Origin of the sequence: Micromonospora sp. LH3U1 (assembly GCF_028475105.1) — a bacterium.
In the GTDB taxonomy this organism is placed as follows: Bacteria; Actinomycetota; Actinomycetes; order Mycobacteriales; family Micromonosporaceae; genus Micromonospora.
This window is the reverse complement of the sequence record NZ_CP116936.1, coordinates 5,468,316-5,493,976: the sequence shown is the minus strand read 5'-3', so window position 1 is coordinate 5,493,976 and position 25,661 is coordinate 5,468,316. Positions and strand designations below refer to the sequence as shown.

The window sequence follows — 25,661 nt, the reverse complement described above, 5'->3', positions numbered from 1 at the left end:
CCAGGCCATCTGGCGCGGATCAGCCGATCGGGTCGATGGTGGTGAGTCGCTGAGTGGCCCGGGAGAGCGCCACGTACAGGGTGCGCACCCCGGCGCCCGGATCCGCCCGGATCTCGCTCGGGGCGACCAGCACCACCCCGTCGTACTCCATGCCCTTGGCCTCCAGGCTGGTCACCACCTGCAGCCTCGATGCGCCGAGCGCGTCGAGCCAACCGGCGACCTCGTCGCGGCGGGGGACCGGCGTGATCACCCCGACGGTGCCCTCCACCTCGGTCAGCAGGCCGGCGGCCGCCTCCACGGTCGCGGTCTCCAACCCCGTCGCGGGCACCACCAGCTCGACCGGATCGACCCCGGTGGAGCGGACGGCGCTCGGCAGCGGCAGGTCAGGGTAGATCCGGCGGATCTCCGCCGCCGCCACCGCGAAGATCTCCGACGAGTTGCGGTAGTTGGTGGTGAGCGTGAAATCGTGCCGCTTGCGCCGGCCCAACGCCTGGTCGCGAGCCCGGTTCAGCTCCTCCGGATCGCCGGTCCACGCGGTCTGCGCGGGGTCGCCCACCACGGTCCAGGAGGCCAGGCGGCCACGTCGACCAACCATCCGCCACTGCATCGGTGAGACGTCCTGCGCCTCGTCCACCACCACGTGCGCGTAGTCCCGGTAGTCCGCCGGGCGCTCCCGGGCCGCCGCGCGGGCAGCCCGCTGCCGCTCGCCCAAGGTGCTCAACTCGCGGACGCCGCCAGCAAGCTGGAACGGGTCGCGCCGGGACTTGGCCGGCTGCGCCGGCTTACCGAGCAGCGCGTCCAGCTCGTCCAGCAGCGCGATGTCGGCGATGGTCAGCCCGGCCGAGTCCAGGTCCTGGTACGCGGCGGTGAGCAGCCGGATCTCCGCGGAGGAGAGGATCCCCCCGGCGTAGCGGCGCAGCCGGTCCGGCCGGGCCAGCCAGTCGAGCACGTGCCGGGGGTGCAGCCGCGGCCACCACGCCTTGAGGAACTCCCGGAACTCCGACCGCTCGGCGATCTCGCCCTCGAAGGCCCGCTGCTCCGGCAGCCGAGTGATCCCCACCGCACGGGCCTGCGCCCAGAGCGCGGCGAACACCCCGTCGAAGCCGGCCCGGCGCACCTCGTTGCGTCGGGCGCCCCGGTGCAGGGCGCGGTCCCGGATCCGGTCCAGCGCGGCCCGGTCCAGCCGCAGCAACGTGCCCCGGTAGAGCAGCCGCAGCTCACCCGGGCCCCCCGGCACCGCGTCGCGAGCAGCCCGCTCCAGCACCTGCCGCATCCGCAGCGAGCCCTTCACCGCCGCCACCTGGGGTGGGTCGGTGCGGGTGGCGGTCATCCCCGGAAAGAGGGTGCCCAGCGAGTGCAGGGTGGCGGTGTCCTCACCCAGTGACGGCAGCACCGAGGCGATGTACTCGACGAAGACCGAGGACGGGCCGACCACCAGGATGCCGCCGCCCGCGTACCGGCTGCGGTCGGAGTAGAGCAGGAACGCGGCCCGGTGCAGGGCGACCGCGGTCTTGCCGGTGCCCGGGCCACCCGCGACGATCGTCACCCCGGAGCCGGGCGAGCGGATCGCCTCGTCCTGCTCCCGCTGGATGGTCGCCACGATGTCCCGCATGCCCCGGCCGGTGGCCTTGGACAGGGTAGCCAGCAACGCGCCGTCGCCGACGACCGTCATCCCCTCGGGGGCGGCCGTCGGGTCCAGCAGGTCGTCCTCGATCCGGGTGACCCGCTCGGCGCGGGTCTGGATCGTGCGGCGGCGCACGACGTCCAGCGGTTGCGCCGGGGTGGCCTGGTAGAAGGCGGCGGCGGCCGGCGCCCGCCAGTCGACGACCAGCGTGGTGGCGTCCTCGTCACGGATCCCGAGTCGCCCGACGTGCAGCACCTGACGGTCGTGCAGGTCCAGCCGGCCGAAGACCAGCCCCTCGTGCTCGGCGTCCAGGGTGTGTCGCCGTTGCGCCGCGTGGAAGACCATCGCGTCGCGCTCGACCAGCGCACCGAACGTGCCCACCCGGGCCATCCGGTAGCCGTCGCGCTCGGCGCGGACCGCCGACTGCCGTAACTCGGCCAGTCGGGTGTACACCCGGTCGAGGTGTCGTTGCTCGACGGCAATCTCCTGCTCCAGGCCGGTCTGGTCGGTCAACGCACGCTCCTTCAGAGGTCGCTGGCAGGCGGCGGGAACCGCGCGGGCCAACCGCAGAAGGGTACGGCCCCGCGCCTGGCCGGCCGCGCCCGAGGTGCGGGAACGTGGTCAGGCACCCGTCCCGGCGGGGGTGGCGCCACGGACGTGGGACGGCGGTTCGGCGAGCACGCGGCGCAGGACGCCGGTCAGCGCGGCGTTGACCTCGTCCGGGCGTTCCATCATCAGCATGTGCCCGGCACCGGGGCACACGGTCAGGTCCGTGGCCGGCAGGGCCGCGGCGATCGACTCGGCGCACGGCGGTGGGGTCAGCCGGTCCCGGTCGCCGACCAGCGCGGCGGCCGGCAGGTGGGCCAACGCGGCGAGAGTGTCCAGCCGGTGCTGAGTGCCGATGGAGGCGCGGAACCCGCCGATCGAGCGCAGTGAGGCACGAGCCACCGCCGACGTCACCAGGCGGATGTCGGCCGGCTCGCAGCGGTCACCGAAGAGCATCCATCGGATGCTCGGCCGCAACGCGTTCAAAAGCGCCCGGGGTGCTCGCCACGAGCCGCACCGGGCCAGCACGCCGGCACCGGTCGTCTCGGCGAGTCGGATCAGCCGGGCGATCCGCGGCGAGAGCCCGTAGACGGTGTGCGTGTGCCCTTCGGCGGTGGTCGAGACGAAGACCAGTCCGGCCGTACGGGCGGCGAAGTGCGCGGGGTGGCGGTGGGCGTACTCCATGATCGTCATGCCGCCCATCGAATGCCCGACCAGAACCAGGGGACCGGACGGCGCCACCGCGTCGATCACCGCGGCCAGGTCGTCGCCCAGCTGGGCCAGGGTGGCCGTGGGCAGCGCCATGCAGCTGGACCGGCCGTGCCCGCGCGCGTCGTAGGTGACGACCCGCACCGTTCCGCCGAGAGCTGCCGTGGTCAGCGCGTCGACCTGCCGGTGCCAGGCGCGCCCATCCAGCGTCCAGCCGTGCAACAGGATGGCGGTGACCTGGGCGTCCGTCGGTCCCGTCGCCTCGACGTTGAGCCGCACGCCGTCCGGCAGACCGAGCTCGAACCGCTCCGGCATCGCCACCTCCCCAGGGTCGACCGGCACCACCAGCACCGGCATACCCGGTGGTAACACCGGCTACCCGCCAGGACACCTCGCCAATCGCGCCCTGGCCAAGATTCCCGACCTCGCCCGTGGCTGCCGGCGGCGGTTCAAGCTGAACGGCATGGGGTCGTCGGGAGCACCCATGACCGGGCCGTCGGGACAGGGGCGGCAGGCCGGCGGCACGCCCCGCGCGGCGCTCGCCGATCTGCTCGCCGGCAATCGGCGGTTCGTCAGCGGCCAGCCGGTGCACGGGCACGACGTCACGGCCGCGGCCGCGGCCTCCGGCGACCAGCAGCCGTACGCCGTGGTGCTCGGCTGCATCGACTCCCGGGTGCCGCTGGAAGCGATCTTCGACCAGACCTTCGGTGCGATCTGCGTGATCCGTACCGGTGGTCATGTGCTCGATCGCGCGGTGTGCGGTTCGATCGAGTACGTGGTCGGTCAGCTCGGCGTACCGCTGGTGATGGTCCTCGGCCACGAGCGGTGCGGCGCGGTGGGTGCCGCGGTGGACGCGCTGCGCACCGGGGGGCGTCCCGGGGGCTCGCTGGCACACCTGGTGGACGAGATCGCCCCGGCGGTGACCGAGGCGGGGATCGACGATCCGGCGGTGCTCCCGCTGGCGATCCGCCGGCACGTCCGGCGCACCGTGCACACCCTGCGCGAGGATGACCTGCTGGCCGGGCCGGTAGCCGCCGGCCGGGTGGCCGTGGTCGGTGGCCTCTACGACCTGGCCACCGGCGAGGTCGCTCTGCTCGAACCGGGCTGAACCTACCCGGCAGTGAACCCGCACAGACGCGAAACCGCCCGCCGGGAACTCCCGGCGGGCGGTTTCAGATGATGCGGTGGGGGAGAGGCTCAGCCCTCGAAGACGCCGGCCGCGACCAGGCGCTTCTCGGTGGCCTCCCAGCCGTCACCCGGGTGGGTGGCAGCAAGGTTGTTGATCTCCGCCCGGATCTTGTTGGCGTGGCCGGCGGCGGCCAGCACGCGGATCTCCTCGACGAAGGCGTCGGAGTCCGTGCGCAGGTGCGCGGTCTTGCCGTTGGTCAGGTTCCGCACGTAGGCGTGCTTGCCGCCGTTGAGCGGAATGAGGTACTTGAACTCGCCCAGCACGCTGAGGGCGCCACCCTGGCCAGCCTGGCCGGCCCGGACGGACGCGCGCGCGGTCTTAGAGGTGTTGCTCGCCACGGAGGTACTCCTTGCAAGACGTACGGGAGGACTGGACGTCCGGGGGCTGTGTGCGGGCCAGACTTGACTCGGCTCGCGAAGGTGGAACGCGGCATAAGCCGCCGATGGAACTGTACATGACCACGACATCATGCTGGTCGTCGCGGTGTCCTGAGAGGTAACGGCGACCACCCGTCCGGCTATTCCACCCGGCGTTTTTTCCGATTCCCTGGCGCACCACGCGTCACAGGAGTCATCATGTGTTGCAGCAACCACCTGGGTGGACGAGGTCGTAGGGGAAGACGCACCTCGCTCTCCGGGAGGTCACCGTGCCAACGCGTGGCGTCGTATACGTCCACTCAACCCCGCTCGCCGTGTGCTCACACGTCGAGTGGGCGATCGCGCGCGTCCTAGCCGCGCCGGTCAACCTGCAGTGGACGGCTCAGCCCGTCGACCCCGGCGCACGCCGGGCCGAGTGCGGGTGGACCGGTCGTCCGGGAACGGGCGCCGAGCTGGCTGCTGCCCTACGGCAGTGGCCCATGATCCGTTTCGAGGTCACCGAGGAGCCGAGTCCCGGCGCCGACGGTGAGCGCTTCATGTACGTGCCCGCGCGTGGCCTGTTCCGGGCCACCGTCGGTGTGGCCGGCGACATCCAGCTCGGCGAGGACCGGCTCCGGGCGCTGATGGCCGCCTCCCGGGCCCCGGAGGCGTTGGCACATGCCGTGGACAAGGCCCTCGGCACGGCGTGGGACGCTGACCTGGAGCCCTACCGGTACGCCGGTGACGGCGCCCCGGTGACCTTGCTCACCCGGGTCGGCTGATCCGGATGTGCGCGGGTCGGCCACCTGCCCGCATGCCGCCCTTGTGGATGCACGGGCGGTAGGGTCAAGTTGCCCCGATAAGGGGGAACTGGTGGGATAGACGGCGTGCCGAATCGCCCGTGGCGAGCCCGTGTCGCTGTCGCCGCCCTGACCGTCCTGCTCGTCGCCGGCTGCTCGGGTTCCCCGGACCGCCCCACACCGACGCCGAGCCCGTCCGGCACCTCCGCCGGCCCGAGCACTTCCGCCGCGCCGCCGGCAGCCGACCCCGCCGCCCGTGCCGCCGCGCTGGTCGCCACGCTGTCCGACGAAGACCTGGCCGGCCAGGTGCTGATGCCGTACGCCTACGGCGACTCGGCGACGAAGGTCTCCGCCGGCTCGGCGGCCGGTAACCAGGCGCTCGCCGGGGTCGACACCCCCACCGACATGATCACCAAGTACCGGCTGGGTGGCCTGATCCTGGTCGGCTTCAGCGCCGACGACCCGACCAAGGGCAACCAGGAGACCACGAACGTCGACAATCCGAAGCAGGTGCACGAGCTCACCACCGGGCTGCGTGCCGCCGCCGGCCGGCTCGCCACCGGCCCCGCGCCACTCCTGATCGGCACCGACCAGGAGTACGGCGTCGTCACCCGCGTGACCGACGGCGTCACCGTGCTGCCCAGCGCCCTCGCGGCGGGCGCGGCCGGCGACCCGAAGCTCACCGAGGCCGCCTGGCGGGCTGCCGGCACCGAGCTGGCCGCGATGGGGATCAACGTCGACTTCGCCCCGGTGGCCGACGTGCTGGCCACCCGCAGCACCGTGATCGGCTCCCGGTCGTACGGCGCCGACCCGAAGCAGGCCGCCGTGCAGGTGGGCGGCGCCGTCCGTGGCCTCCAGGCGGTGGGAGTCGCGGCCACCCTGAAGCACTTCCCCGGGCACGGCCACAGCGCCGACGACTCGCACCAGGATCTGCCGGTGCTCACCCAGTCCGCCGCGGCGTTGCAGAGCGGTGCCTGGCCGCCGTTCACCGCCGGGATCGACGCCGGGGCGATGGCGGTGATGTCCGGTCACCTGGACGCACGCGCGATCGACCCGGGCACCCCGGCGACCTTCTCGCACAAGCTGCTCACCGACGTGCTGCGCGGCCAGCTCGGCTTCAAGGGCGTGGTGATCACCGACGGGATGAACATGCCGCCCGCGAAGCAGTGGGCTCCCGGCGAGGCGGCGGTGCGCGCGCTGAACGCCGGTAACGACCTCATCCTGATGACCCCGAACGTCGGTCAGGCGTACGACGGGCTGCTCGCCGCGCTGCGCGGCGGCTCACTGCCCCGGACCCGGCTGGTCGAGGCGGTCACCCGGGTGCTGACCATGAAGTTCCGGCTCGCGGAACTTCCGCCGGCGCAGATGTCCACGCTCAACACCCCGGCCCACCGCGCGGCGGCCGACGCGCTGGCCGCCGCCGCCGTCACCGTGCTGCGGGGCACCTGCGGTGGCGCCGTACCTGGGCCGGTCACCGTCACCTCCTCCGCCGGTCGGGACGGCACCCGGGCCGCGCTCACCGCCGCACTGACCGCCGCCGGGGTGCCGGTCAAGCCCAGCGGCGGCACGATCGTGCACCTGGTGGGCTACGGCGACGGCGCCAGCGACCTGCGCGCCGACGCGGCGGTCACGGTCGCCATGGACACCCCGTACGTGCTGGCCGGAGCGAAGTCACCGACGTTGCTGGCCACGTACTCCTCCAGCCAGGCGTCGATGACCGGTCTTGCCGCCGTGCTGGCCGGCAAGGCCCGGCCGGGCGGCCGGTCCCCGGTTACCGTGCCCGGCCTGCCCGCGACGACCTGCCCCAGCAGCTGACCCCGCCGCACTCCGGGTGACCTCAGCCGGCGGTCGCGAGCCCCTGCACCGCGAGCCGGTACGCCGGCAGCACGTCGGTCCGTTCGGTGATCAGGCCCTCGTCGACCGTGAAGACCAGCGTCTGCCCCGCCGACTGGACGGCCAGCGCCCAGCTCCGCGACGTCTCCTCGGTCAACGAGCTGGTGGTCAACCAGGTGATCTCCGTGGCGTCGAAGGCGCCGGCCCGGAGGTCCCGGAACTGCTGGCCACTGACCGTCTCCTCGGTCCCGGTGGCGAAACCCTCCAGCGCGGCGCGCGGCGCGACCGCTGGCGCATCGGCCGCCCAGATCCGCAGGAATCCGCCGCCGGCCTTCCGGCCGTCCACCTCGCAGCGCACAGTGGTGCCGCCACGCTTGGTGAGCGCCTCGCCGACGAGCTCGGCCAGCTCGCCCTTGGGAGGCTCGACCACCTTCGCCGTCCACCCGTCGGCCAGCGGAAACGACACCGGTACCGGGCAGGGCGAGCCCGTTCCACCGGTCGTGCCGCTGGGCGAGGCGGAGGCCTCCTCGTCGTACCACGGCTCGCCCGTGGCCTGCGGGGTCGGGCTGCCGGCCGTACGCCCGGCGGGGGCGTCGGCATCGTCGCCGCAGCCGGCCAGCAGGCCGAGGGTGAGCGCCGCCGACACGGCAACGCGGGTACGAGTGTCCATAGTGTCGATCCCCGTCAGTCGATCTTCAGTCGGCCCATCTAAGCCGTGCGGTGTCCCGACGTCAATCGGGATCACGTTCGCGCCGAACCAAAATCGGGTCGCCTCGCCCCCGGTCGGTCTGAGAACCTCCACGGATGGGAGCGGCAGAAGGATTCCGGCACGTGGAACGGGCCGACGGCACGGTGGTGATCACCCACCACGGGCGGGTGGCCGGCACCCTGCGCGGTGCTCGGGCAGCAGAGTTCCTGGCCGAGGTCGACGACGACCCGCAATTGGTGATGGCCCGCTGGACGGGCAACTACCGCCACGGCAACGAGCGCACCGCGAAGCAGCACCCCCGCAACAGAGCCTGAACGGACGTAGGGCCCCTCCTCGGTGAGGAGAGGCCCTACGTCCAGAGCGGGACCGTCAGCGGTCCTCCCGCGAGTCGTCCCCGGCTCTCAGGGCCGGGCGAAGACGAGTGCCACGTTGTGGCCGCCGAAGCCGAACGCGTTGTTCAACGCGGCCGGAATATCCATGTGGCGGGGCTTGTGCGCGGCGACCTCCAGGGTGAGGCCGGGCTCCGGGTCGTCGAGGTTGATCGTCGGAGGGACGACACCGTCGCGGATCGCCAGGATGGTGGCGATCGACTCCAGTGCGCCGGCCGCACCGAGCAGGTGACCGGTCATCGACTTCGTCGCGGCCAGCACCGGGTGGTCACCGAGCGCCTTGTGCAGCGCGCCGATCTCCAGCATGTCCCCGACCGGGGTCGAGGTGGCGTGCGCGTTGACGTGCACGATGTCCTGCTTGGCCACACCCGCGTCCGCGATCGCCTTGGCGATGGCCCGGATGGCGCCCTCGCCCTCGGCGTGCGGCTGCACGATGTCGTACGCGTCGGAGGTGATGCCGGCACCGGCGAGGCGCGCGTACACCCGGGCGCCCCGGGCTGCGGCGTGCTCGGCCCGCTCCAGCACCAGGATGCCGGCGCCCTCACCGAGGACGAAGCCGTCGCGGCCCCGGTCCCACGGGCGGGAAGCGCGCTCCGGATCGTCGTTGCGGGTCGACATGGCCCGCATCGAGCTGAAGCCGGCGATCGGCAGCGGGTGGATGACCGCCTCGGTGCCGCCGGCCACCACCACGTCGGCACGGCCGGAGCGGATGATGTCCAGGCCGAGGGCGATCGCCTCGGCGCCGGTGGCGCAGGCGCTGGCGACCGAGTGCACGCCGGCCTTGGCGCCCAGCTCCAGCCCGACCCAGGCGGCCGGACCGTTCGGCATCAGCATCGGGATGGTGTGCGGGGAGACCCGCCGTGGCCCGGACGCCTCGAGGATGTCGTCCTGGGCGAGCAGGGTGGTGGCACCGCCGATGCCGGAGCCGACGCTGACGGCCAGCCGCTCCCCGTCGAGGTCGGAGCCGGCGAGGCCGGCGTCCGCCCACGCCTGCTGCGCCGCGATGATCGCGATCGCCTCGGAACGGTCCAGTCGGCGCAGTCGGACCCGGTCCAGCACCTCGGACGGCTCCACCGCCAACTGGGCGGCGATCCGGACCGGCAGTTGCTCGGCCCACTCCTGGGTGAGGGCACTCACCCCGGAGCGGCCGGCGAGCATGGCGTCCCAGGTCGACGCGACGTCCCCGCCAAGCGGGGTCGTCGCGCCGAGCCCGGTGACGACGACGTCAGGACGACTCATGATCAGGACTGCGCCGCGATGTAGCTGACAGCGTCACCGACGGTCTTGAGGTTCTGCACCTCGTTGTCCGGGATCTTGACACCGAACTTCTCCTCGGCGGCCACCACGACCTCCACCATGGAGAGCGAGTCGACATCGAGGTCGTCGGTGAAGGACTTCCCCTCGGCCACGTCGTCCGGGTTCACTCCGGCAACCTCTTCGAGGATCTCGGCGAGGCCGGTGGTGATCTCGTCACGGGTCATTGCGGTTGGTTCCTTTCATCGGGGGTTGTCCGACGGGCGGCGTCGCCGACCGTCACTCCTCGACGCATGCGCGTCCGAGGGGGTCATCAGGGGCAGCGGACGACCTGCCCGGCGTAGGTCAGGCCGCCGCCGAAGCCGAACAGCAGCACCGGTGCGCCCGAGGGCACCTCCCGGCGCTCGACCAGCTTGGACAGGGCCAGCGGCACGCTCGCGGCGGAGGTGTTGCCGGACTCGACGATGTCCTTCGCGATGATCGCGTTGGGGATGTTGAGCCGCTTGGCGATGCCGTCGATGATCCGGGCGTTGGCCTGGTGCGGCACGAACGCGGCCAGCTCCGACGGGTCGACGCCGGCCCGCTCGCACGCCTGTAGGGCCAGCGGCGCGATCGCCGTGGTGGCCCAGCGGAACACCGACTGCCCCTCCTGCTGGATGTACGGGCGCCAGCCCTCGATGCGGACCGCGTCGCTCTTCTCCGGCGCCGAACCCCACACCACCGGGCCGATCCCGGCCGGCTCGTCGTCGGCGGCGGCGGTGACCACCGCGGCGCCGGCGCCGTCCGCGAAGATGATGCAGGTGGAGCGGTCGGTCCAGTCGGTGAAGTCGGAGAGCTTCTCCGCGCCGATGACGAGCGCGTTGCGCGACGCACCGGCCCGGATGGCGTGGTCGACGATGCCCAGCGCGTACGCGAAGCCCGAGCAGGCGGTGTTGACGTCGAACGCGCCCGGCGCGGTGATGCCCAGCTTGGCGGCGACCCGGCAGGCCACGTTGGGGCTGCGGTCGATGGAGGAGCAGGTGGCGACCACGACCAGGTCGATGTCGGCGGCGGTCAGGCCCGAGTTGGCCAGTGCCTTGCCGGCAGCGGCAGCAGCCATGTCGGCCACCGTCTCGCTGTCGGCGATCCGCCGGCTGACGATGCCGACCCGGTCCCGGATCCACTCGTCGTTGGTGTCGACGAGCTGAGCGATGTCGTCGTTGGTCACCACCCGGGAGGGCTGGTAGTGCCCCATCGAGACGATGCGACTGCCAGTCATGAGCGACCTCCGATGCGGGCGATCAGGTCCCGTGCGGCCGGCAGGTCGTCCGGGGTGTTCAGGGTGACGATCTCCGGGGCGCCGTCGCCCTTGAGTTCCCGCTTTACCAGCCCGGCGAGGGTGCCGGCCGGTGGCAGCTCGATCACGCCGGTGACCCCGAGGTCGGCCAGCGTACGCATGCACAGATCCCAGCGCACCGGCGCGGTGACCTGGCGGACGAGGCGCCGCACCAGGTCGGGGCCGTTGTCGACCGCGGTGCCGTCGAGGTTCGACAGCAGGGTCCGGGCCGGGTCGGCGGGAGTGATCCCGGCGGCGGCCGCGGCGAGCGCGGTCTCGGCAGGGGCCATGTACGGGGTGTGGAACGCGCCAGCCACCTGGAGACGGATGATCCGGGTCCGGGTGGGCGGCTCGGCGGCGAGCTTGTCGAGCCCGTCCAGCGCACCGGCGGCGACGATCTGCCCGGCGCCGTTGCGGTTGGCCGGGTAAAGGTTGTGCTTCTCGATCGCGGCGAGCACCTCGTCGGGGTCGCCGCCGAGCACCGCGGCCATTCCGGTCGGCTCCAGCGCGCAGGCGGCGGCCATCTCCCGGCCGCGGACGCCGGCGAGGGTGATCGCGGCTTCCGCCGACAGCACACCGGCCAGGGCGGCGGCGCCCAACTCGCCGACGCTGTGCCCGGCGGCGAGCGTGACGCCGTCCAGCGGCAGGTGTTCGGCCGCGAGCAACGCCGCGGCGACCAGCAACGGCTGGGTGCGGGCGGTGTCCTTGATCTCGTCGGCGTCGGCGGCGGTGCCCAGATGCATCAGGTCGACCCCGGCCAACGCCGACCACTCGCGCAGCCGCGCCTCAGTGCCGGTCAGGTCGAGCCAGGGGGTCAGGAAGCCGGGTTTCTGAGAACCCTGGCCGGGACTAAGTACGGCGAGCACGCCTATGACTCTCCTGGATACGCGCGGGTAACGCTGTGCCGCCTCCGACCAAACCACACTAGGACCTTTGGAGGTTTCCTACAAAGATCGGCGGGGATCATCCTCAATTTGGGTGGTTTTCCGGTTGGCCGGGGTCATTGTCTGAGTCGGGACAGGCGAGGTGAGCGGGGCAACCGGATCCAACCGACCGACGGTCAGCGCGACCTGGAGGGCGAACGCGTCCCGGGGAGACAACGGCGAGAACCCGGTCACCTCGGCGATCCGACGCAACCGGTAACGCACCGTGTTCGGGTGCACGAACAGCGCCCGGGCGGCGCTCTCCAGCGTGCCACCGGCGGCCAGGAACGCGTCCAGGGTCGCCAGCAGCTCGCCGCCGGCGCGCACCAGCGTCGCGTACACGTCGTGCCGCAGCCGCCGACGGGCCTCGGCGTCGCCAGCGAGGGCACGCTCCGGCAACAGCTCCCCGGCCGGCACCGGCCGAGGAGCACCGGGCCAGGCCGGCGCCGCCCGGAAACCGGACAGCGCGGCCCGCGCCGACTCGGTCGCCTCGTCCAGGCTGGGTACGGCCGGACCGACCACCACCGGGCCGTCCCCGAATGCGCTCAGCAGCTTGGCGGTGGCGGTCAGCGGGTCCGCCGCGCCACCCAGCACGATCACCAGACGGTCACCGTGCACCCCGCCGATCACCTCCACGCCGATCCGGCGGGCCTGCCGGTAGACCACGTGCAGCACCGCGGAGACCTCCCCGCCGGGCGATCGGCCGACCGCCACCGCCACCGGCGGCGCATCCGCCCAGCCGAGCGCGGCGGCCCGACTGGCCAGCACGTCCGGCGAGTCACCGCGCAGCAGCGCGTCGACCAGCAGGGCCTGCAACCGGGCGTCCCACGCGCCGCGTGACTCGGCCGCCCGCGCGTACACCCGGGCGGCGGAGAACGCGATCTCCCGGGAGAAGCGCAGCACCGCCTCGCGCAGTTGCTGCTCCTCGCCCTCCGCGGCCAGGTGCGACACCTGCTCCTCGACCACGTCGATGGTCACCTTGATCAGCGCCACGGTCTGCTGGAGGGTGATCGACCGGGCCAGCGCCTGCGGGGCGGCGGCGAAGACCTCGTCCGAGACCTCCTGGGTGCTGTCCGCCGTGCCGCCGCCATCGCGCAGCCACTGCACCAGCGACCGGGCGCCCGCCTGTGCCACCAGCATCACCCAGGAGCGCTGGTCGGCCGGCAGTGCCCGGAACCACGGCAGCGTCTCGTCCATCCGGGCCACGCTGGAGGTGGCCAACGCCCCCGCCGAACGCTCGATCCGGCGCAGCGTGGCCGACAGCTCTCCACCGCTCGGCGCGCTCACCGCCCTAGCCTGACACGTCGTGAGCAGGCCAACCACGTCGGCACCGGTCAGCTGGGCCGGAGCGCGCGCCACGGTCGGCGGGCCCGCCGACCCCGCTCAGGGTTCCGGGGGAGTGGGCAGGCCCAACTCCTGGGCCAGGATCGCGGCCTGCACCCGGCTGCGCAGGTCCAGCTTCGCCAGGATCCGGCTCACGTGCGTCTTGGTGGTGCTCTCCGCGAGCACCAGTCGATCGGCGATCTGTTGGTTGGACAGGCCCAGGCCGAGGCAGGCCAGCACGTCACGCTCGCGCGGGGTGAGTGTGCCCAGCGCCGCCCGGGTGCCCGCCGACGCGCCCGGCGCGGTGGCCGCGAAGGCGGCGATCAACCGGCGGGTCACCGCGGGGGCGATGAAGCCGTCGCCACGCGCCACCGTACGCACCGCGCTGACCAGACCATCGGCGTCGGTGTCCTTGAGCAGGAACCCGGCCGCGCCGGCGCGCAACGCGCCGAAGACGTACTCGTCGAGGTCGAAGGTGGTGAGCACCAGCACGTCGGCGAGCCCGTCGGTGACGATCGCCCGCGTCGCGGAGATCCCGTCCCGACGGGGCATGCGTACGTCCAGGACCGCCACGTCCGGACGCAACTCCCGACACAGCCGTACCGCCTCGTCACCGTCGGCCGCCTCGCCGACCACTTCGAGGCCCGGCGAACCGCCCAGGATCAGGGCCAGTCCGGCTCGTACCGCCGGTTGGTCGTCCGCGAGCACCACCCGTACCGTCGCCGCGAGCGCGTCGCTCGGTGACCCCGCCGGCCCGGTCACCGCCCCTCCCCGGTGGGTAGTGCGGCCCGGACCCGCCAGCGGCCGTCCCGCGGCCCGGCGGTGAACCGACCGGCCAGCAGCGTGGTCCGCTCCCGCATCCCGATCAGCCCGGCCCCGGCGCCCGGCAACCCGGCCCCGCCCCGGCGCACCGGGTTCTCCACCGTCAGCACCACCTCCGCCGGCTGGTACGCGATCGTCAGCTCCGCCTCACCCGTGCCGTGCTTGAGCGCGTTGGTCAGCGACTCCTGCACGATCCGGTACGCGGCGAGGTCCACCCCCACCGGCAGGGGACCCGGCGTGCCATCGGTGCGGACCCGCACCGCGAGACCGGCGGCCCTGATCCGCTCGACCAACCTGTCCGCCTCGGCGAGCCGCGCGGTGACCGCCTCCGACATCGCCGCGCCGTCGCCCGCCGTCGCCGACCCACCGCTGGTCCCGGGCTCGCGCAGCAGCTCGATCATCTGCCGCATCTCCGTCAGGCCCTGCACGCTGCTCTCCCGGATCACCCGCAACGCCGACTCGACCTGGCCGCGATCGAGCCCGGGTACGGACAGCACCGCGGTGGCGTGGATGGCCACCGCGCTGAGGTGGTTGGCGACCACGTCGTGCAGCTCCCGGGCCATCCGGGCCCGCTCGGCGCTGACCGCCTGCCTGCGATCCAACTCGACCAGCCGGGCGGTCTGCTCGGCCCGCGCCCGCTCGGCGGCGGCCTGGTCGCGGTACTGCCGCACGCTGATTCCGGTCAGGACCGGCAGCAGCCCGGCCAGCACCACCGGCACCCCGACGGCGACCCCGCGCCACTGGCCGAAGACGAGTACGCCGACGACCGCGCCGACCAGGCTCAGCCCGATGGTCACCCGCAGCAACCACCGCCACAGACGTGGCGGGCCGTACACGCAGGCGTCGTAGAGCACCTGGGTGTAGATCAGGATCGTCCCCAGGGAGCCGCCGAGCGCGATGTCCACGACCAGCGCCCCGGTGCCTGTGGCCAGGCTGGTGCGTGGGGCGACTCTGCGCAGGCCCACGGCCACACACATCGCCAGCAGCGGGGGCAGGAACAGCGCCGACGGCGCGTCCGCGTTCGGACGAATCTGCGGTTGCCAACCCAGGGCGTACAGCACCAGGCCGCCGGCGAGCGACGCGCCAGCGAGCGCGAGGTCGCGGGCAAGGGTGCCGGAGCCGAGCCAGGCTGGCGGTCGCATCCCACGATCCCACCACAGCCGCAGACGCCCGGACACCGACCGGAGGAGGAGCCCGACGGCGTCGACATGCGCCGAAAGGCGTACGCGCACCGTGTCCCGGAAGCGCGAGAATGATCATCATGACTGATGTGGAAACCCGGGCCGCGCTGGCTCGCGAGATCGACGCGACCTGCCGGCTGACCGGCACGTTCGTGCTCCGCTCCGGCCGGACCGCCGACGAGTACTTCGACAAGTACCGCTTCGAGGCGGATCCCCGCCTGCTGGACCGGGTGGCCGCCCAGTTGACGCCCCTGGTCCCGACGGACACCGAGGTGCTGGCCGGGCTGGAGATGGGCGGGATCCCGGTGGTGACCGCGCTCGGCCGGCACACCGGGCTGCCCTGCGCCTTCGTCCGCAAGACCGCGAAGCCGTACGGGACGGCCCGGCTGGCCGAGGGGGCGGAGTTGGTCGGCCGGCGGGTGCTGGTGGTCGAGGACGTCGTCACCTCCGGCGGCCAGGTCGTCATCTCCACCGGCCAGCTACGCGACCTGGGTGCGCGGGTGGAGCACGCCCTGTGCGTCATCGACCGGGCCGAGGGCGGCGCGGAGGCGCTCGCCGGACACGGGGTGGCGCTGCGGGCGCTCTTCAGTCGGGCGGACCTGGAGGCCCACCGGACTCGCTGACCGCCGCGACCCCCAAGCGCGACCCTCCGGGTGAACGACGCGAAAAGAAGCTGTGAACTGCGCAACCGGATCCCGCACTCACCGCGTTCGTCGTGGGTTGGCCGGTCCTGACCGCAGGTACGCTGCGCGCGGCCCGTCGGTCCCGGCCAGTACGGTGACAGGGCACGTCGGGGGGAGCACCCGGGGGTGAGGCGAGCGTGAGGAGACCGGGAATGGCGCACGGGGAGGCCGAGCAGGGCTGCGCCCAGGGGGAGCCCTGCCGGCCGGGACACCACGACCCGCAGGCGGCTGGCAAGCACCGCCGGCCGGTCGGCGGTGCGCCGTCGCACCCGGTGGAGCCGCTCGTCGGCCGGACCGACGAGGAGACCACGCTCCCGCGCCAGCGCTCCGCCGAGCCCGCAGCCCTCGCCGAGCACGGCACAGACGTCCCGGCTGGTTGCCTGAGCGAACTTCCCGGCTGGGCCGGGGCGCACCGGCACGGCCCGGTCCGGCCGCGTCCGCGGGCCACCAGGCGGGAGCGCCCACCGCGCCGCTGGTGCTGACCACCGTCGCGCGAGAGAACGATCCGCGAGGCCGGCACGGCTGATGCCCCATCGCCGACCCGGAGCAGGTCAGCGGTGGGACAGGTCAGCGGGTGCGTCGGCGGATCAGCAGGGCGATCCCGGCGAGGCCAACCGTGATCGTCAGCATCACCCCGACGTTGAGCAGCAGCAGGCGCTGCAAGTCGCCGAGTGCCTCGTCGAGGTCCTTCGCGGGGTCGAGCGTGTCCTCCGGGAGCACCCGTTCGCCGCCGCCCACGCCGCCGCTGACGGTGTCGAACTGCCGCTCCAGCGGCACACCGGCGGTGCGCAGGGTCTCGGACATGCTGAGCCGACCGAGGAACCAACCGGCGCTGGTCTTTCGGGTGTCCGGCTGCTTCGCCGGCCGGTAGATCCGCGGGCCACCGGCCGCCTTGGGATAGAGGTCGTACGTCTGCTTCGGCGTCTCACCGGCGAGCACGACGACCGTGTACTTCGGACCGAGGTCGGCCGGCTTCGGGCCGGTCGGCGTGCCGATGCGTGCGAGGAAGTTGACCTGGTCGATGACCGCGCCCACGTGCGCGGGCTGTGTGTCCGCGCGCAGCCGCAGCGGCTCGGACAACCCCACGCCGGTGATGTCCACTCCGGCGGGTGCCGGCTTCGGTGCCGCCGAGGCCGTGCCTGCGCTGCCGATCGATAGTAGTGCCGCCGCCAGCGCCCCCGCCAGCACGGCGGCCAACCGCCTCATCTGTCGGACCATCCCGCCTCCTCGCCCCGTTCGATGGATGGCTTCGTTGTGACGTCCGGACCGGTCCACCGGTGCGGCGCCGACCGGATGGTCGGGCTCACTACCTACAGACTCCGCAAAACGTCGATAAGTTGCAGCTTGTCGAACAGTAATTGGAACTATCTGCGATCTCTGCTCGACTAATGAGGAGCCGTTTGATCAGCGGGCGGATCGTACCCTTACGGAGGGGTTCATGGGGGGCAGGGTTACACGTACGGCCCGGGTCGTGCCAGTGGTGCTCGGCGTGGCGTTCGGTGTGTCGTTTCTGATGCCGGCGACACCGGCCGCCGCGCACAACTCGCTGACCGGCAGCGACCCGCGCGACGGTGCCCGAGTGGCGACGGCACCCGCCCGGATCGAGCTGCGGTTCCTGGCCAAGCCGGCACCGGCTACGACGAAGATCACAATAACGGGGCCGGACAATGTGGTCGCTGGCGGCCCGCCGGCATTCGACGGCAGTCGCGTGCGCGTGCCGTTCAAGCCGGCTGCGGCAGGGCTCTACATCGTCGGCTACCAGCTCGCGTCCACCGACGGGCACCCGGTGAAGGGTGAGGTGCGGTTCACCCTCACCACAGGCACCGCCGCCGACCCGTCCGCCTCGCCGTCGGCCACTGACGACACCGGCCAGGCCGGGCCGCCCTCGGCCGGCGCGTCAGCCACCGGCTCACCCTCTGCCGGGCCTGCGTCGGCGACCCCCGGCAGCCCGACGACGTCCACTGTGCCGGTGGCGCGGGAGCAGTCCGACTCCGGCGGTCGCTGGTTGCTCTGGGCGCTCGGCGGCCTGGTGTTGCTCGCCGCCCTCGGGGCCGGCCTCGTGCTCCGCCGCCGCTCCGCCCGCGGCTGAGCGGCGGGCGTTGCGCGGTGACTCACCGGCGGCTCTCGTGCCGCCCTTTGCTCTGCTTCAACGCAGGCAACACCGACCGTCCGATATTCGAACGGTCGGTGTTGCCTGGAGTGAAGCAGAGCAAAGGCTGTGCGGAGGGGTCGTCGGGGCCCGACTCTCCGCCCTGCCTGCGGTCAGACCAGGCGGAGCCGGGCGGCGCGCATCCGGGTCAGGGTGCGCTCGCGACCGAGCACCTCCAGCGACTCGAACAGCGGCAGGCCCACCGTGCGGCCGGTGACCGCGACCCGGACCGGCGCCTGCGTCTTGCCGAGCTTGAGGCCACGCTCGGCGCCGACCGCCTCCAGCGTCGACTTCAGTGACTCGGCATCCCAGGACTCCAGCGTCTCGAACGCCGCGACGGCGGCGTCCAGCAGCTCGGCGGAGCCGTCCTTCATCGTCTTGGCCCAGGCGGCCTCGTCGATCAGCGGCGAGGCCAGGAAGAGGAAGTCGACGTTCGGCACGATCTCGCTGAGCACCGTGATCCGGGTCTGGGCCAGCGCGGCGACCGCGGCGAACGCGTCGGCGTCGAACTCCTCCGGCTGCCACGGCGGCGGCGCGATGGTCCCGGAGCCGGTCAGCCACGGCTGGCAGGCGTCGATGAACTCGGCCACCGGCAGCGCGCGAATGTATTCACCGTTGAACGCGCGCAGCTTCTTCTCGTCGAAGAACGCCGAGGAGAGGTTGACCTCGTCCAGCCGGAACTCGTCCTCGATGACCGACCAGGGAACGATCTCCCGGTCCCCGGAGGGTGCCCAGCCGAGCAGCATGAGGTAGTTGCGCATCGCGCCGGCGAGGTAACCCTCGTCGCGGTACGCCTCCAGGGCGACCTTGTCCCGGCGCTTCGAGAGCTTCTGCCGCTTCTCGTTGACCACCACCGGCACGTGCGCCCAGATCGGCGGCTTGACCCCGAGGGCTTCCCAGAGCAGCTGCTGCTTGGGGGTGTTGGGCAGGTGCTCCTCGGCCCGGATCACGTGGGTGATCCCCATGGTCATGTCGTCGACGACGTTGGCCAGCAGGAAGACCGGCGAGCCGTCGCCCCGGGCGATGACGAAGTCCTCGATGAGCTTGTTCTCGAAGGTGGGCTCACCGCGGATCAGGTCGACCACCACGGTCACGCCCTCGTCGGGCGTACGGAAGCGAAGCGCGTGCCCCGGGCCGGGCCCGAGGCCACGGTCGCGGTGGTAGCCGTCGTAGCCCTGGTACTGCGAGCCGGTGCGGGCCTGCACGTCCTCGCGGGTGCAGTCGCAGTAGTAGGCGCGGCCCGAGTCGTGGAGGCGGGCGGCGGCGGCCCGGTGCTCGCCGGCGTTCGCCGACTGGAAGTACGGGCCCTCGTAGCTGCCCCGGGAGATGCCGATCCAGTCCAGCGCGGAGAGGATGCCCTCGGTCCATTCGGGCTTGTTGCGCGCCGCGTCGGTGTCCTCGATGCGCAGCACGAACACGCCGCCCTGCTGCTTGGCGTAGATCCAGTTCTGCAGCGCCGAGCGGGCGCCGCCGACGTGGAACATACCGGTCGGGGAAGGGGCGAAACGCACACGGACTGTCACGTCCCCAGCCTACGGCGACCGTCGACCGGATTCCCTCAGGCCCCCCTGCCGCCATGGCCCGCAGACTCAGGGGACCGAGCGGATCTTGACGACCAGGGCGCTGCCGATCAGGGTGACGACGGCGGTGACCGCGTAGAGCGTGGGGTAACCGCCCAGGTACACCACGAGCGGGGCGGAGAGCGCCGGGCCGAGCACCTGCGGCGCCGAGTTGGCGATGTTGATGACGCCGAGGTCCTTGGCCCGGTCGGTGGCCCGGGGCAGCACCTGGGTGATCAACGCGGCGTCCACCGCGAGGTAGACGCCGTAGCCGGCGCCGAGCAGCAGCGCCGCGACGATCGCCATCGGCCAGACCGGTGCGACCGCGAGCAGCAGCGCCGCCACCGCCATGATCAGCCCGGAGACGATCACGTAGATCTTGCGGCGCCCGGAACGGTCCGACAATCGGCCGGCGATCACCGCCGTCAGCATCATGCCGAGCGTGTAGAGCAGGATCAGCACCAGCAGGCCGGCCTCGGGATCGGGGTGGTGCACCCCGTCGGTGAGGAAGTACAGCAGGTAGAGGGTGCCCAGCGCGTTGCCGAGCTGGACCAGGAACCGGGTGATCCAGGCCCAGGCGAAGTCCGGGTGCCGACGCGGGCTGATCCACATCGAGGCCAGCAGCGCCCGCGTCCGCAGCGCCGGTCGGTGCGTACGCGGCAGCGGTTCGTCGGCGGTGAACAGGGCGAACGGCAGCGACAGCAGCAGGATGGCCACGGCGATGGCCAGGTAGCCGGCGGCGTTGCCGGTGACCACGGCGGTGACCAGTACCGCGCCGAGCACCAGCCCGAGCGCCTGCGGGATGCCCACCCAACCCGAGACACCGCCGCGCTGGGTCACCGGGACCCGGTCCGGGATGGCGGCGCTGAGGCTGGCCAGCATCGCGTTGAAGCAGACCTGGGCGGCGACCCAGCCGAGGGCGACCCCGAGGATGGTCCGCTGTTGGGCCAGCAACACCAGGGCCGCCGCGCCGAGCACGGCCCCGCCCGCGGTCCAGACGTGCCGGCGGCCGAACTCCCGTCCGGCGATCCGCAGGCAGGTCCGGTCCGACAGTGCGCCCGCGAGCGGGTTGGCCAGCACCGCGGCCAACGCGCCCAGGCCGGTGACCACGGCCAGCATGTTCTCCTTGTCGCCGGGCGCGATCTGCTCGATCTGCTGCGGCAGCAGCACCTGGATGGGCGTGAAGAACGCCATCCAGACCCCGAGGTTGGCCGCGAAGATCAACCCGATCCAGCCGCGTCGTACCGGCACGGTTGGATCGGCGAGCGCGGCCGGCAGCGACGCCGGCGTCGGGTCGAGGGTGGTCACCGCGCCGACCCGTCCCGGGAGGCCGCGATCACGCCCCGCAGCCAGGTGTACGAGGACTTCGGCGTACGGGTCTGGGTGGCGTAGTCGACGTGTACCAGGCCGAAGCGCTTGGTGAACCCCTCGGCCCACTCCCAGTTGTCCAGCAGCGACCAGACGAAGTACCCGCGCACGTCCACCCCGTCGTCGATGGCGTCCCGGACCGCCCGCAGGTGCCCGTCGAGGTACGCGATCCGCTCCGGATCGGCCACCTGCCCGTCCGCGTCCGGTGCGTCGTCGTACGCGCAGCCGCTCTCGGTGATCTCGATGGGCGGCAGTGCGTCCCCGTACGTGTCGCGCAGCCAGCCGAGCAGCTCGTGCAGCCCGTCGGGGGCCACCGGCCAGTCGAAGGCGGTCCGCGGATAGCCGTCCAGCGGCACCAGGTCGAACGGCAGTGGCGAGCCCTCCTCGGCGGCCCGTACGCCGGTGGGGTTGTAGTAGTTGACCCCGAGCACGTCGATCGGTGCGGCGATCGTGTCGAGGTCGCCGGGGTGGACGACGCTCGGGTCGAAGCCAGGCAGCTCCGGGTAGCCGCGGCCGAGCAGCGGGTCGGTGAAGAGCCGGTTGTGCAGCGCCTGGTACGCCTCCCCGGCGGCCCGGTCGGCGTCGCGGTCGCCGAGCACCCGCACGGGCGAGTAGTTGTTGGCGATCGCCACCGGGCTGGCGGTGTGGGCCCGCAGCGCGGCGACGGCGAGCCCGTGCCCGAGCAGTTGGTGGTGGGCGACCGGGAAGGCGTCGAAGAGCAGCATCCGGCCGGGGGCGTGCACGCCCATGCCGTAGCCGAGGCTCATGTGGATGAACGGCTCGTTGAGGGTGATCCAGAGCCGGACCCGGTCGCCGAGCCGGGCGGCGGTCTTATCGGCGTAGTCGGCGAAGCGGGCGGCGGTGTCGCGGTGCAGCCAGCCGCCGGCGTCTTCGAGGGGTTGCGGCAGGTCCCAGTGGTAGAGGGTGGCCACCGGGTCGACGCCGGCGGCCAGCAACTCGTCCACCAGGCGGTCGTAGAAGTCCAGGCCGGCCGCGTTGGCCGGGCCGGCGCCGGTCGGCTGGACCCGGGGCCAGGCGATGGAGAACCGGTACGCGGAGACACCCAACCCGGCCAGCAGCGCGACGTCCTCGGTGTGCCGGTGGTAGTGGTCGCAGGCCACCTCGCCGCTGCTGCCGTCGCTGATCCGGTCGGGGGAGTGCGCGAAGGTGTCCCAGATGGACGGACCGCGTCCGTCGGCTGTGGTGGCGCCCTCGATCTGGTGGGCCGAGGTGGAGGCGCCCCAGCGGAAGCCGGTGGGGAACTGGGGCATCGGTGCGGTCGACATGCGCCCTCCCGGTCAACGTGAAACGTGCTCGGGACTTTAGGGCGCTCTCGATGAATGCGCCATAGGCCGGTATGGCGCAATCCGCAATGGTTGATCGGCGTGTCTTTTTCCGAACCCGTCCTGGTAAGTCCGATTTAACGCATAGAGTGCCGATATCGTGGGATGTCCTCACCGGAGGAAAGACGGAAATGATCCTCGTTGAACGCAGTGCGCACGTGGCGGCGCCAATGGAAGTGGTCTGGGATGTCGTCCAGCGGGCCGAGCAGTTGCCGGCCTGGCTGGCGGGGGTCCGCGCGGCCGAAGTGCTCTCGGGAGAGGGCTTCGGGCGGCGACAACTGGTCCAGGCGGGGCGCGGCTCGGCGCATGAGGCCGAGGTGATCGCCTACCAGGAGCCGACGCTGATCGGCTGGCGGGAGCGGGCCAGGGGGGCCGGTGCTCGGGCGGAGGCGCGCACCGAGATCTACGTCCAGCTCACCTCCGACGAGGAGGAGGGCGGCACCATCGTGCGGCTCATCGTGGTCCGCTGGCCGGCCGGCCCGGTCAAGGCGGCCATGCTGCGCCTCGGACTGCGTCGGGTCGGCGCCGACCTGGAGGACTCGCTGGCCCGGCTCACCGACCTGGCCGCCGTCGGCTGACGAGCGCCCATCCTCCCGGCGTCACCCGCGACGGCGGTGGTCCGGATCCCCGCCAGGGACCCGGGGCCACCGCCGCTTCCGCCCACCCGCTCTTCGGAGCAGGTGTGGTGTGGTGGTCGTACCGAAAAGGGCCCGGCGCGGGTGCGCCGGGCCCTTCCTCGTCGTGCTGGGTCAGCTGTCGCCGCCGGTCTCGCCGACCGGGGCGGCGTTGACGTCGTCGATCGCGTACTTCTTGGCGGCCTCGGCCGGCACGGTCACCGCCACCGCGCCGCTGCGGGCGAGCTGCCGCAGCGTGGCCACCACGATCGACTCGGCGTCGACGTGGAAGTGCCGGCGCAGCGCGTGCCGGGTGTCCGACATGCCGAAGCCGTCCGTGCCGAGCGACGTGTAGTCGCCGGGCACCCAGCGGGAGATGAGGTCAGGCACCGCCCGCATCCAGTCGCTGACCGCGACCTTCGGCCCGTCCGCATCGGCCAGCTTCTGCTGGATGTACGGAACCTTCGCCTCGGCGCCCGGGTTGAGGAGGTTGTATTCCTCGGCCTCCACCGCGTCGCGGCGCAGCTCGGTCCAGGAGGTCACCGACCAGACGTCGGCGGCCACCCCCCAGTCCTGGGCGAGCAACTGCTGGGCCTTGAGCGCCCACTGCATGCCGGTGCCGGAGGCGAGCACGTTGGCCTTCGGGCCGTCGACCTGCGGTGCCGGGGAGTAGCGGTAGATGCCCTTGAGCAGGCCCTCCACGTCCACCCCGGCCGGCTCGGCCGGCTGCAGGATCGGCTCGTTGTAGACCGTCAGGTAGTAGAAGACGTTCTCCTGCGCGTCCCCATACATCCGGTGCAGGCCCTGCTCCAGGATGTGCGCGATCTCGAACGAGAACGCCGGGTCGTACGCGACCACCGCCGGGTTGGTGGCGGCGATCAGCATCGAGTGGCCGTCCTCGTGCTGCAGGCCCTCACCGTTGAGCGTGGTGCGCCCCGCGGTCGCCCCGAGCAGGAAGCCCCGCGCCATCTGGTCGGCGGCCGCCCACAGCCCGTCGGCGGTCCGCTGGAACCCGAACATCGAGTAGAAGATGTACATCGGGATCATCGGCTCGTCGTGGGTGGCGTACGCCGAGCCGGCCGCGGTGAACGAGGCGACCGAGCCGGCCTCGTTGATCCCCTCGTGCAGGATCTGCCCGGTGGTCGACTCCTTGTACGACAGGAACAGCTCCCGGTCGACCGAGGTGTAGCGCTGGCCGTGCGGCGAGTAGATCTTCGCGGTCGGGAAGATCGAGTCGAGGCCGAAGGTGCGGGCCTCGTCCGGGATGATCGGCACCCAACGCTTGCCGAACTCCTTGTCCTTCATGACGTCCTTGAGCAGGCGGACGAAGGCCATCGTGGTGGCCACCTTCTGCTTGCCCGAGCCGCGCTTGACGTCGGCGAACCGCTCCGGACCGGGGATGGCCAGCCGCTTGGTGCTGGTCCGCCGGGTCGGCAGGTACCCGCCGAGCTGCTCGCGCCGCTCCCTGAGGTACTGGATCTCCTCGGACTTCTCACCCGGGTTGTAGTACGGCGGCAGGTAGGGGTTGTCCTCCAGCGCCGAGTCCGGGATGTCCAGGTAGAGCCGGTCGCGGAAGGTCTTCAGATCCTCCAGCGTCAGCTTCTTCATCTGGTGGGTCGCGTTGCGGCCCTCGAAGTGCGAGCCGAGCGTCCAGCCCTTGATCGTCTTCGCCAGGATGACGGTCGGCTGACCGGTGTGCTCGGTGGCCGCCTTGTAGGCCGCGTAGAGCTTGCGGTAGTCGTGCCCACCCCGCTTGAGGTTCCAGATCTCGTCGTCGCTGAGCGGGTCGACCATCTTGCGCGTACGCGCGTCACGGCCGAAGAAGTGCTCCCGCACGTACGCGCCCGACTCCGCCTTGTAGGTCTGGTAGTCGCCGTCGGTCGTGGTGTTCATGAGGTTGACCAGCGCGCCGTCGGTGTCCGCGGCGAGCAGCGGATCCCACTCGCGGCCCCAGACCACCTTGATCACGTTCCAGCCGGCACCCCGGAAGAACGACTCCAGCTCCTGCATGACCTTGCCGTTGCCCCGGACCGGGCCATCCAGCCGCTGGAGGTTGCAGTTGATCACGAAGGTGAGGTTGTCCAGCTCCTCGCGGGCAGCCAGGCCGATGGCGCCCAGCGTCTCCGGCTCGTCCATCTCGCCGTCGCCCAGGAACGCCCAGACGTGCTGCTGCGAGGTGTCCTTGATGCCGCGGTGCTGCAGGTACCGGTTGAACCGGGCCTGGTAGATCGCGTTCAGACCGCCGAGACCCATCGAGACGGTGGGGAACTCCCAGAAGTCCGGCATCAGCCGCGGGTGCGGGTACGAGGGCAGCCCACCACCGGGGTGCGACAGCTCCTGGCGGAACCCGTCGAGCTGGTGCTCGCTGAGCCGGCCCTCCAGGAACGCCCGCGCGTACATGCCGGGGGAGGCGTGACCCTGGTAGAAGATGTGGTCCCCGCCGCCCGGGTGGTTCTTGCCCCGGAAGAAGTGGTTGAAGCCCACCTCGTAGAGCGACGCCGAGCTGGCGAAGGTGGAGATGTGCCCGCCGACGCCGATCTCCGGGCGCTGCGCCCGGTGCACCAGCATGGCGGCGTTCCACCGGACGTACGCCCGGATCCGCCGCTCGACGTGCTCGTCACCCGGGAACCACGGTTCGCGCTCCGACGGGATGGTGTTGATGTAGTCGGTGGTGGTCAGGGGCGGAACGCCGACCTGGCGCTCACGGGCCCGCTCCAACAGGCGCAGCATGACGTAACGGGCGCGTTTGGCACCGCGTTCGTCGATGACTCCATCAAGCGACTCGACCCATTCGCTGGTTTCTTCAGGGTCGATGTCCGGAAGCTGGCTCGGTAGGCCGTCGCTGATCACCGGGCGCTTGCGTTCCGTAGCCACAGGCGTTCCCTCGGTTGTGTGTGGGATAGGTCTCTAGCGCCATCCTGCCCCCTGCTGGCACCCGTCGTCACGTCTAGGTCCCCCGGACGCGATGCTGAA

Annotated in this window: 24 protein-coding genes; 8 read left to right on the top strand and 16 right to left on the bottom strand. The window is 72.2% G+C overall.

Going from position 1 to position 25,661, the window contains the following annotated elements; all coding sequences use genetic code 11:
• Positions 1-19 precede the first annotated feature (19 nt).
• Both PCA76_RS25075 and PCA76_RS25070 read right to left on the bottom strand, forming a co-directional pair.
• Positions 20-2,137 carry a HelD family protein gene (locus PCA76_RS25075; RefSeq protein ID WP_272612889.1) on the bottom strand — a complete coding sequence of 706 codons (2,118 nt, stop codon included), beginning with the start codon at positions 2,135-2,137 and terminating at the stop codon, positions 20-22.
• A 108-nt stretch (positions 2,138-2,245) separates the two neighbouring features.
• On the bottom strand, positions 2,246-3,193 hold the full coding sequence (locus PCA76_RS25070; protein WP_272612888.1) for an alpha/beta fold hydrolase: 948 nt from the start codon (positions 3,191-3,193) through the stop codon (positions 2,246-2,248).
• A 169-nt stretch (positions 3,194-3,362) separates the two neighbouring features.
• Between PCA76_RS25070 and PCA76_RS25065 the strand changes: the two genes are divergently transcribed.
• Positions 3,363-3,986, top strand: coding sequence for a carbonic anhydrase (locus tag PCA76_RS25065; protein ID WP_272612887.1), 624 nt, complete (start codon positions 3,363-3,365; stop codon positions 3,984-3,986).
• Positions 3,987-4,075: 89 nt separating this feature from the next.
• Here PCA76_RS25065 and PCA76_RS25060 read toward each other — a convergent pair whose 3' ends face one another.
• A complete protein-coding gene (locus PCA76_RS25060) occupies positions 4,076-4,405 on the bottom strand; it encodes a hypothetical protein (protein ID WP_272612886.1) in 330 nt (109 codons plus the stop codon).
• Positions 4,406-4,713: 308 nt separating this feature from the next.
• Between PCA76_RS25060 and PCA76_RS25055 the strand changes: the two genes are divergently transcribed.
• Positions 4,714-5,205 carry a DUF3145 domain-containing protein gene (locus PCA76_RS25055; RefSeq protein WP_272612885.1) on the top strand — a complete coding sequence of 164 codons (492 nt, stop codon included), beginning with the start codon at positions 4,714-4,716 and terminating at the stop codon, positions 5,203-5,205.
• A gap of 96 nt (positions 5,206-5,301) precedes the next feature.
• Positions 5,302-7,038 carry a glycoside hydrolase family 3 protein gene (locus PCA76_RS25050; protein ID WP_272619602.1) on the top strand — a complete coding sequence of 579 codons (1,737 nt, stop codon included), beginning with the start codon at positions 5,302-5,304 and terminating at the stop codon, positions 7,036-7,038.
• Positions 7,039-7,060: 22 nt separating this feature from the next.
• On the opposite strand, the gene PCA76_RS25045 is transcribed toward PCA76_RS25050, so the two are convergent.
• Positions 7,061-7,726, bottom strand: coding sequence for a lipoprotein (locus tag PCA76_RS25045; RefSeq protein WP_272612884.1), 666 nt, complete (start codon positions 7,724-7,726; stop codon positions 7,061-7,063).
• 134 nt (positions 7,727-7,860) lie between these two features.
• On the opposite strand from PCA76_RS25045, the gene PCA76_RS25040 reads away from it, so the two are divergent.
• Positions 7,861-8,079: a hypothetical protein gene (locus PCA76_RS25040; RefSeq protein ID WP_272612883.1), complete on the top strand. Its 219-nt coding sequence runs from the start codon at positions 7,861-7,863 to the stop codon at positions 8,077-8,079.
• An 87-nt stretch (positions 8,080-8,166) separates the two neighbouring features.
• On the opposite strand, the gene fabF is transcribed toward PCA76_RS25040, so the two are convergent.
• From fabF to PCA76_RS25005, 7 genes are all read right to left on the bottom strand, one after another.
• On the bottom strand, positions 8,167-9,393 hold the full coding sequence (gene fabF / locus PCA76_RS25035) for a beta-ketoacyl-ACP synthase II (protein ID WP_272612882.1): 1,227 nt from the start codon (positions 9,391-9,393) through the stop codon (positions 8,167-8,169).
• Between the two features lie 2 nt (positions 9,394-9,395).
• Positions 9,396-9,635: an acyl carrier protein gene (locus tag PCA76_RS25030; RefSeq protein WP_030330276.1), complete on the bottom strand. Its 240-nt coding sequence runs from the start codon at positions 9,633-9,635 to the stop codon at positions 9,396-9,398.
• 86 nt (positions 9,636-9,721) lie between these two features.
• Positions 9,722-10,666 carry a beta-ketoacyl-ACP synthase III gene (locus PCA76_RS25025; protein ID WP_272612881.1) on the bottom strand — a complete coding sequence of 315 codons (945 nt, stop codon included), beginning with the start codon at positions 10,664-10,666 and terminating at the stop codon, positions 9,722-9,724.
• The gene (locus PCA76_RS25020; protein WP_272612880.1) at positions 10,663-11,589 is read right to left on the bottom strand and encodes an ACP S-malonyltransferase; all 927 of its coding nucleotides are present in this window, start codon (positions 11,587-11,589) and stop codon (positions 10,663-10,665) included. Before PCA76_RS25020 ends, PCA76_RS25025 begins: the two co-directional genes overlap by 4 nt.
• Before the next feature lie 78 nt (positions 11,590-11,667).
• A complete protein-coding gene (locus tag PCA76_RS25015) occupies positions 11,668-13,005 on the bottom strand; it encodes a PucR family transcriptional regulator (protein WP_442930157.1) in 1,338 nt (445 codons plus the stop codon).
• Positions 13,006-13,029: 24 nt separating this feature from the next.
• Complete coding sequence (locus PCA76_RS25010) at positions 13,030-13,731, bottom strand: response regulator (protein ID WP_272612878.1); 702 nt, start codon at positions 13,729-13,731, stop codon at positions 13,030-13,032.
• The gene (locus PCA76_RS25005) at positions 13,728-14,933 is read right to left on the bottom strand and encodes a sensor histidine kinase (protein WP_272612877.1); all 1,206 of its coding nucleotides are present in this window, start codon (positions 14,931-14,933) and stop codon (positions 13,728-13,730) included. The genes PCA76_RS25010 and PCA76_RS25005 overlap by 4 nt, the downstream gene beginning before the upstream one ends.
• A 119-nt stretch (positions 14,934-15,052) precedes the next feature.
• On the opposite strand from PCA76_RS25005, the gene PCA76_RS25000 reads away from it, so the two are divergent.
• Positions 15,053-15,595: an orotate phosphoribosyltransferase gene (locus tag PCA76_RS25000; RefSeq protein WP_272612876.1), complete on the top strand. Its 543-nt coding sequence runs from the start codon at positions 15,053-15,055 to the stop codon at positions 15,593-15,595.
• A 212-nt stretch (positions 15,596-15,807) separates the two neighbouring features.
• Positions 15,808-16,137 carry a hypothetical protein gene (locus PCA76_RS24995; protein WP_272612875.1) on the top strand — a complete coding sequence of 110 codons (330 nt, stop codon included), beginning with the start codon at positions 15,808-15,810 and terminating at the stop codon, positions 16,135-16,137.
• 85 nt (positions 16,138-16,222) lie between these two features.
• Here the strand turns inward: PCA76_RS24995 and PCA76_RS24990 are convergent, their stop codons facing one another.
• Positions 16,223-16,873, bottom strand: a complete 651-nt coding sequence (locus tag PCA76_RS24990) for a hypothetical protein (protein WP_272612874.1) — start codon at positions 16,871-16,873, stop codon at positions 16,223-16,225.
• Between the two features lie 220 nt (positions 16,874-17,093).
• On the opposite strand from PCA76_RS24990, the gene PCA76_RS24985 reads away from it, so the two are divergent.
• Entirely contained in the window at positions 17,094-17,744 is a 651-nt protein-coding gene (locus tag PCA76_RS24985; protein ID WP_272612873.1) for a copper resistance CopC family protein, read from the top strand.
• A gap of 173 nt (positions 17,745-17,917) precedes the next feature.
• On the opposite strand, the gene gltX is transcribed toward PCA76_RS24985, so the two are convergent.
• The 3 genes from gltX to PCA76_RS24970 all read right to left on the bottom strand — a co-directional run bounded on the left by gltX (position 17,918) and on the right by PCA76_RS24970 (position 22,017).
• Positions 17,918-19,327, bottom strand: coding sequence for a glutamate--tRNA ligase (gene gltX, locus PCA76_RS24980; RefSeq protein WP_272612872.1), 1,410 nt, complete (start codon positions 19,325-19,327; stop codon positions 17,918-17,920).
• Between the two features lie 66 nt (positions 19,328-19,393).
• A complete protein-coding gene (locus PCA76_RS24975; RefSeq protein ID WP_272612871.1) occupies positions 19,394-20,671 on the bottom strand; it encodes an MFS transporter in 1,278 nt (425 codons plus the stop codon).
• Positions 20,668-22,017, bottom strand: coding sequence for a GH1 family beta-glucosidase (locus tag PCA76_RS24970; RefSeq protein ID WP_272612870.1), 1,350 nt, complete (start codon positions 22,015-22,017; stop codon positions 20,668-20,670). The genes PCA76_RS24975 and PCA76_RS24970 overlap by 4 nt, the downstream gene beginning before the upstream one ends.
• Before the next feature lie 188 nt (positions 22,018-22,205).
• Between PCA76_RS24970 and PCA76_RS24965 the strand changes: the two genes are divergently transcribed.
• Positions 22,206-22,652 (top strand): SRPBCC family protein, encoded by a 447-nt coding sequence (locus PCA76_RS24965; protein WP_272612869.1) that lies wholly within the window; start codon positions 22,206-22,208, stop codon positions 22,650-22,652.
• 171 nt (positions 22,653-22,823) lie between these two features.
• Here the strand turns inward: PCA76_RS24965 and aceE are convergent, their stop codons facing one another.
• Positions 22,824-25,562 (bottom strand): pyruvate dehydrogenase (acetyl-transferring), homodimeric type, encoded by a 2,739-nt coding sequence (aceE, locus tag PCA76_RS24960; RefSeq protein ID WP_336298021.1) that lies wholly within the window; start codon positions 25,560-25,562, stop codon positions 22,824-22,826.
• Between the last annotated feature and the right edge of the window lie 99 nt (positions 25,563-25,661).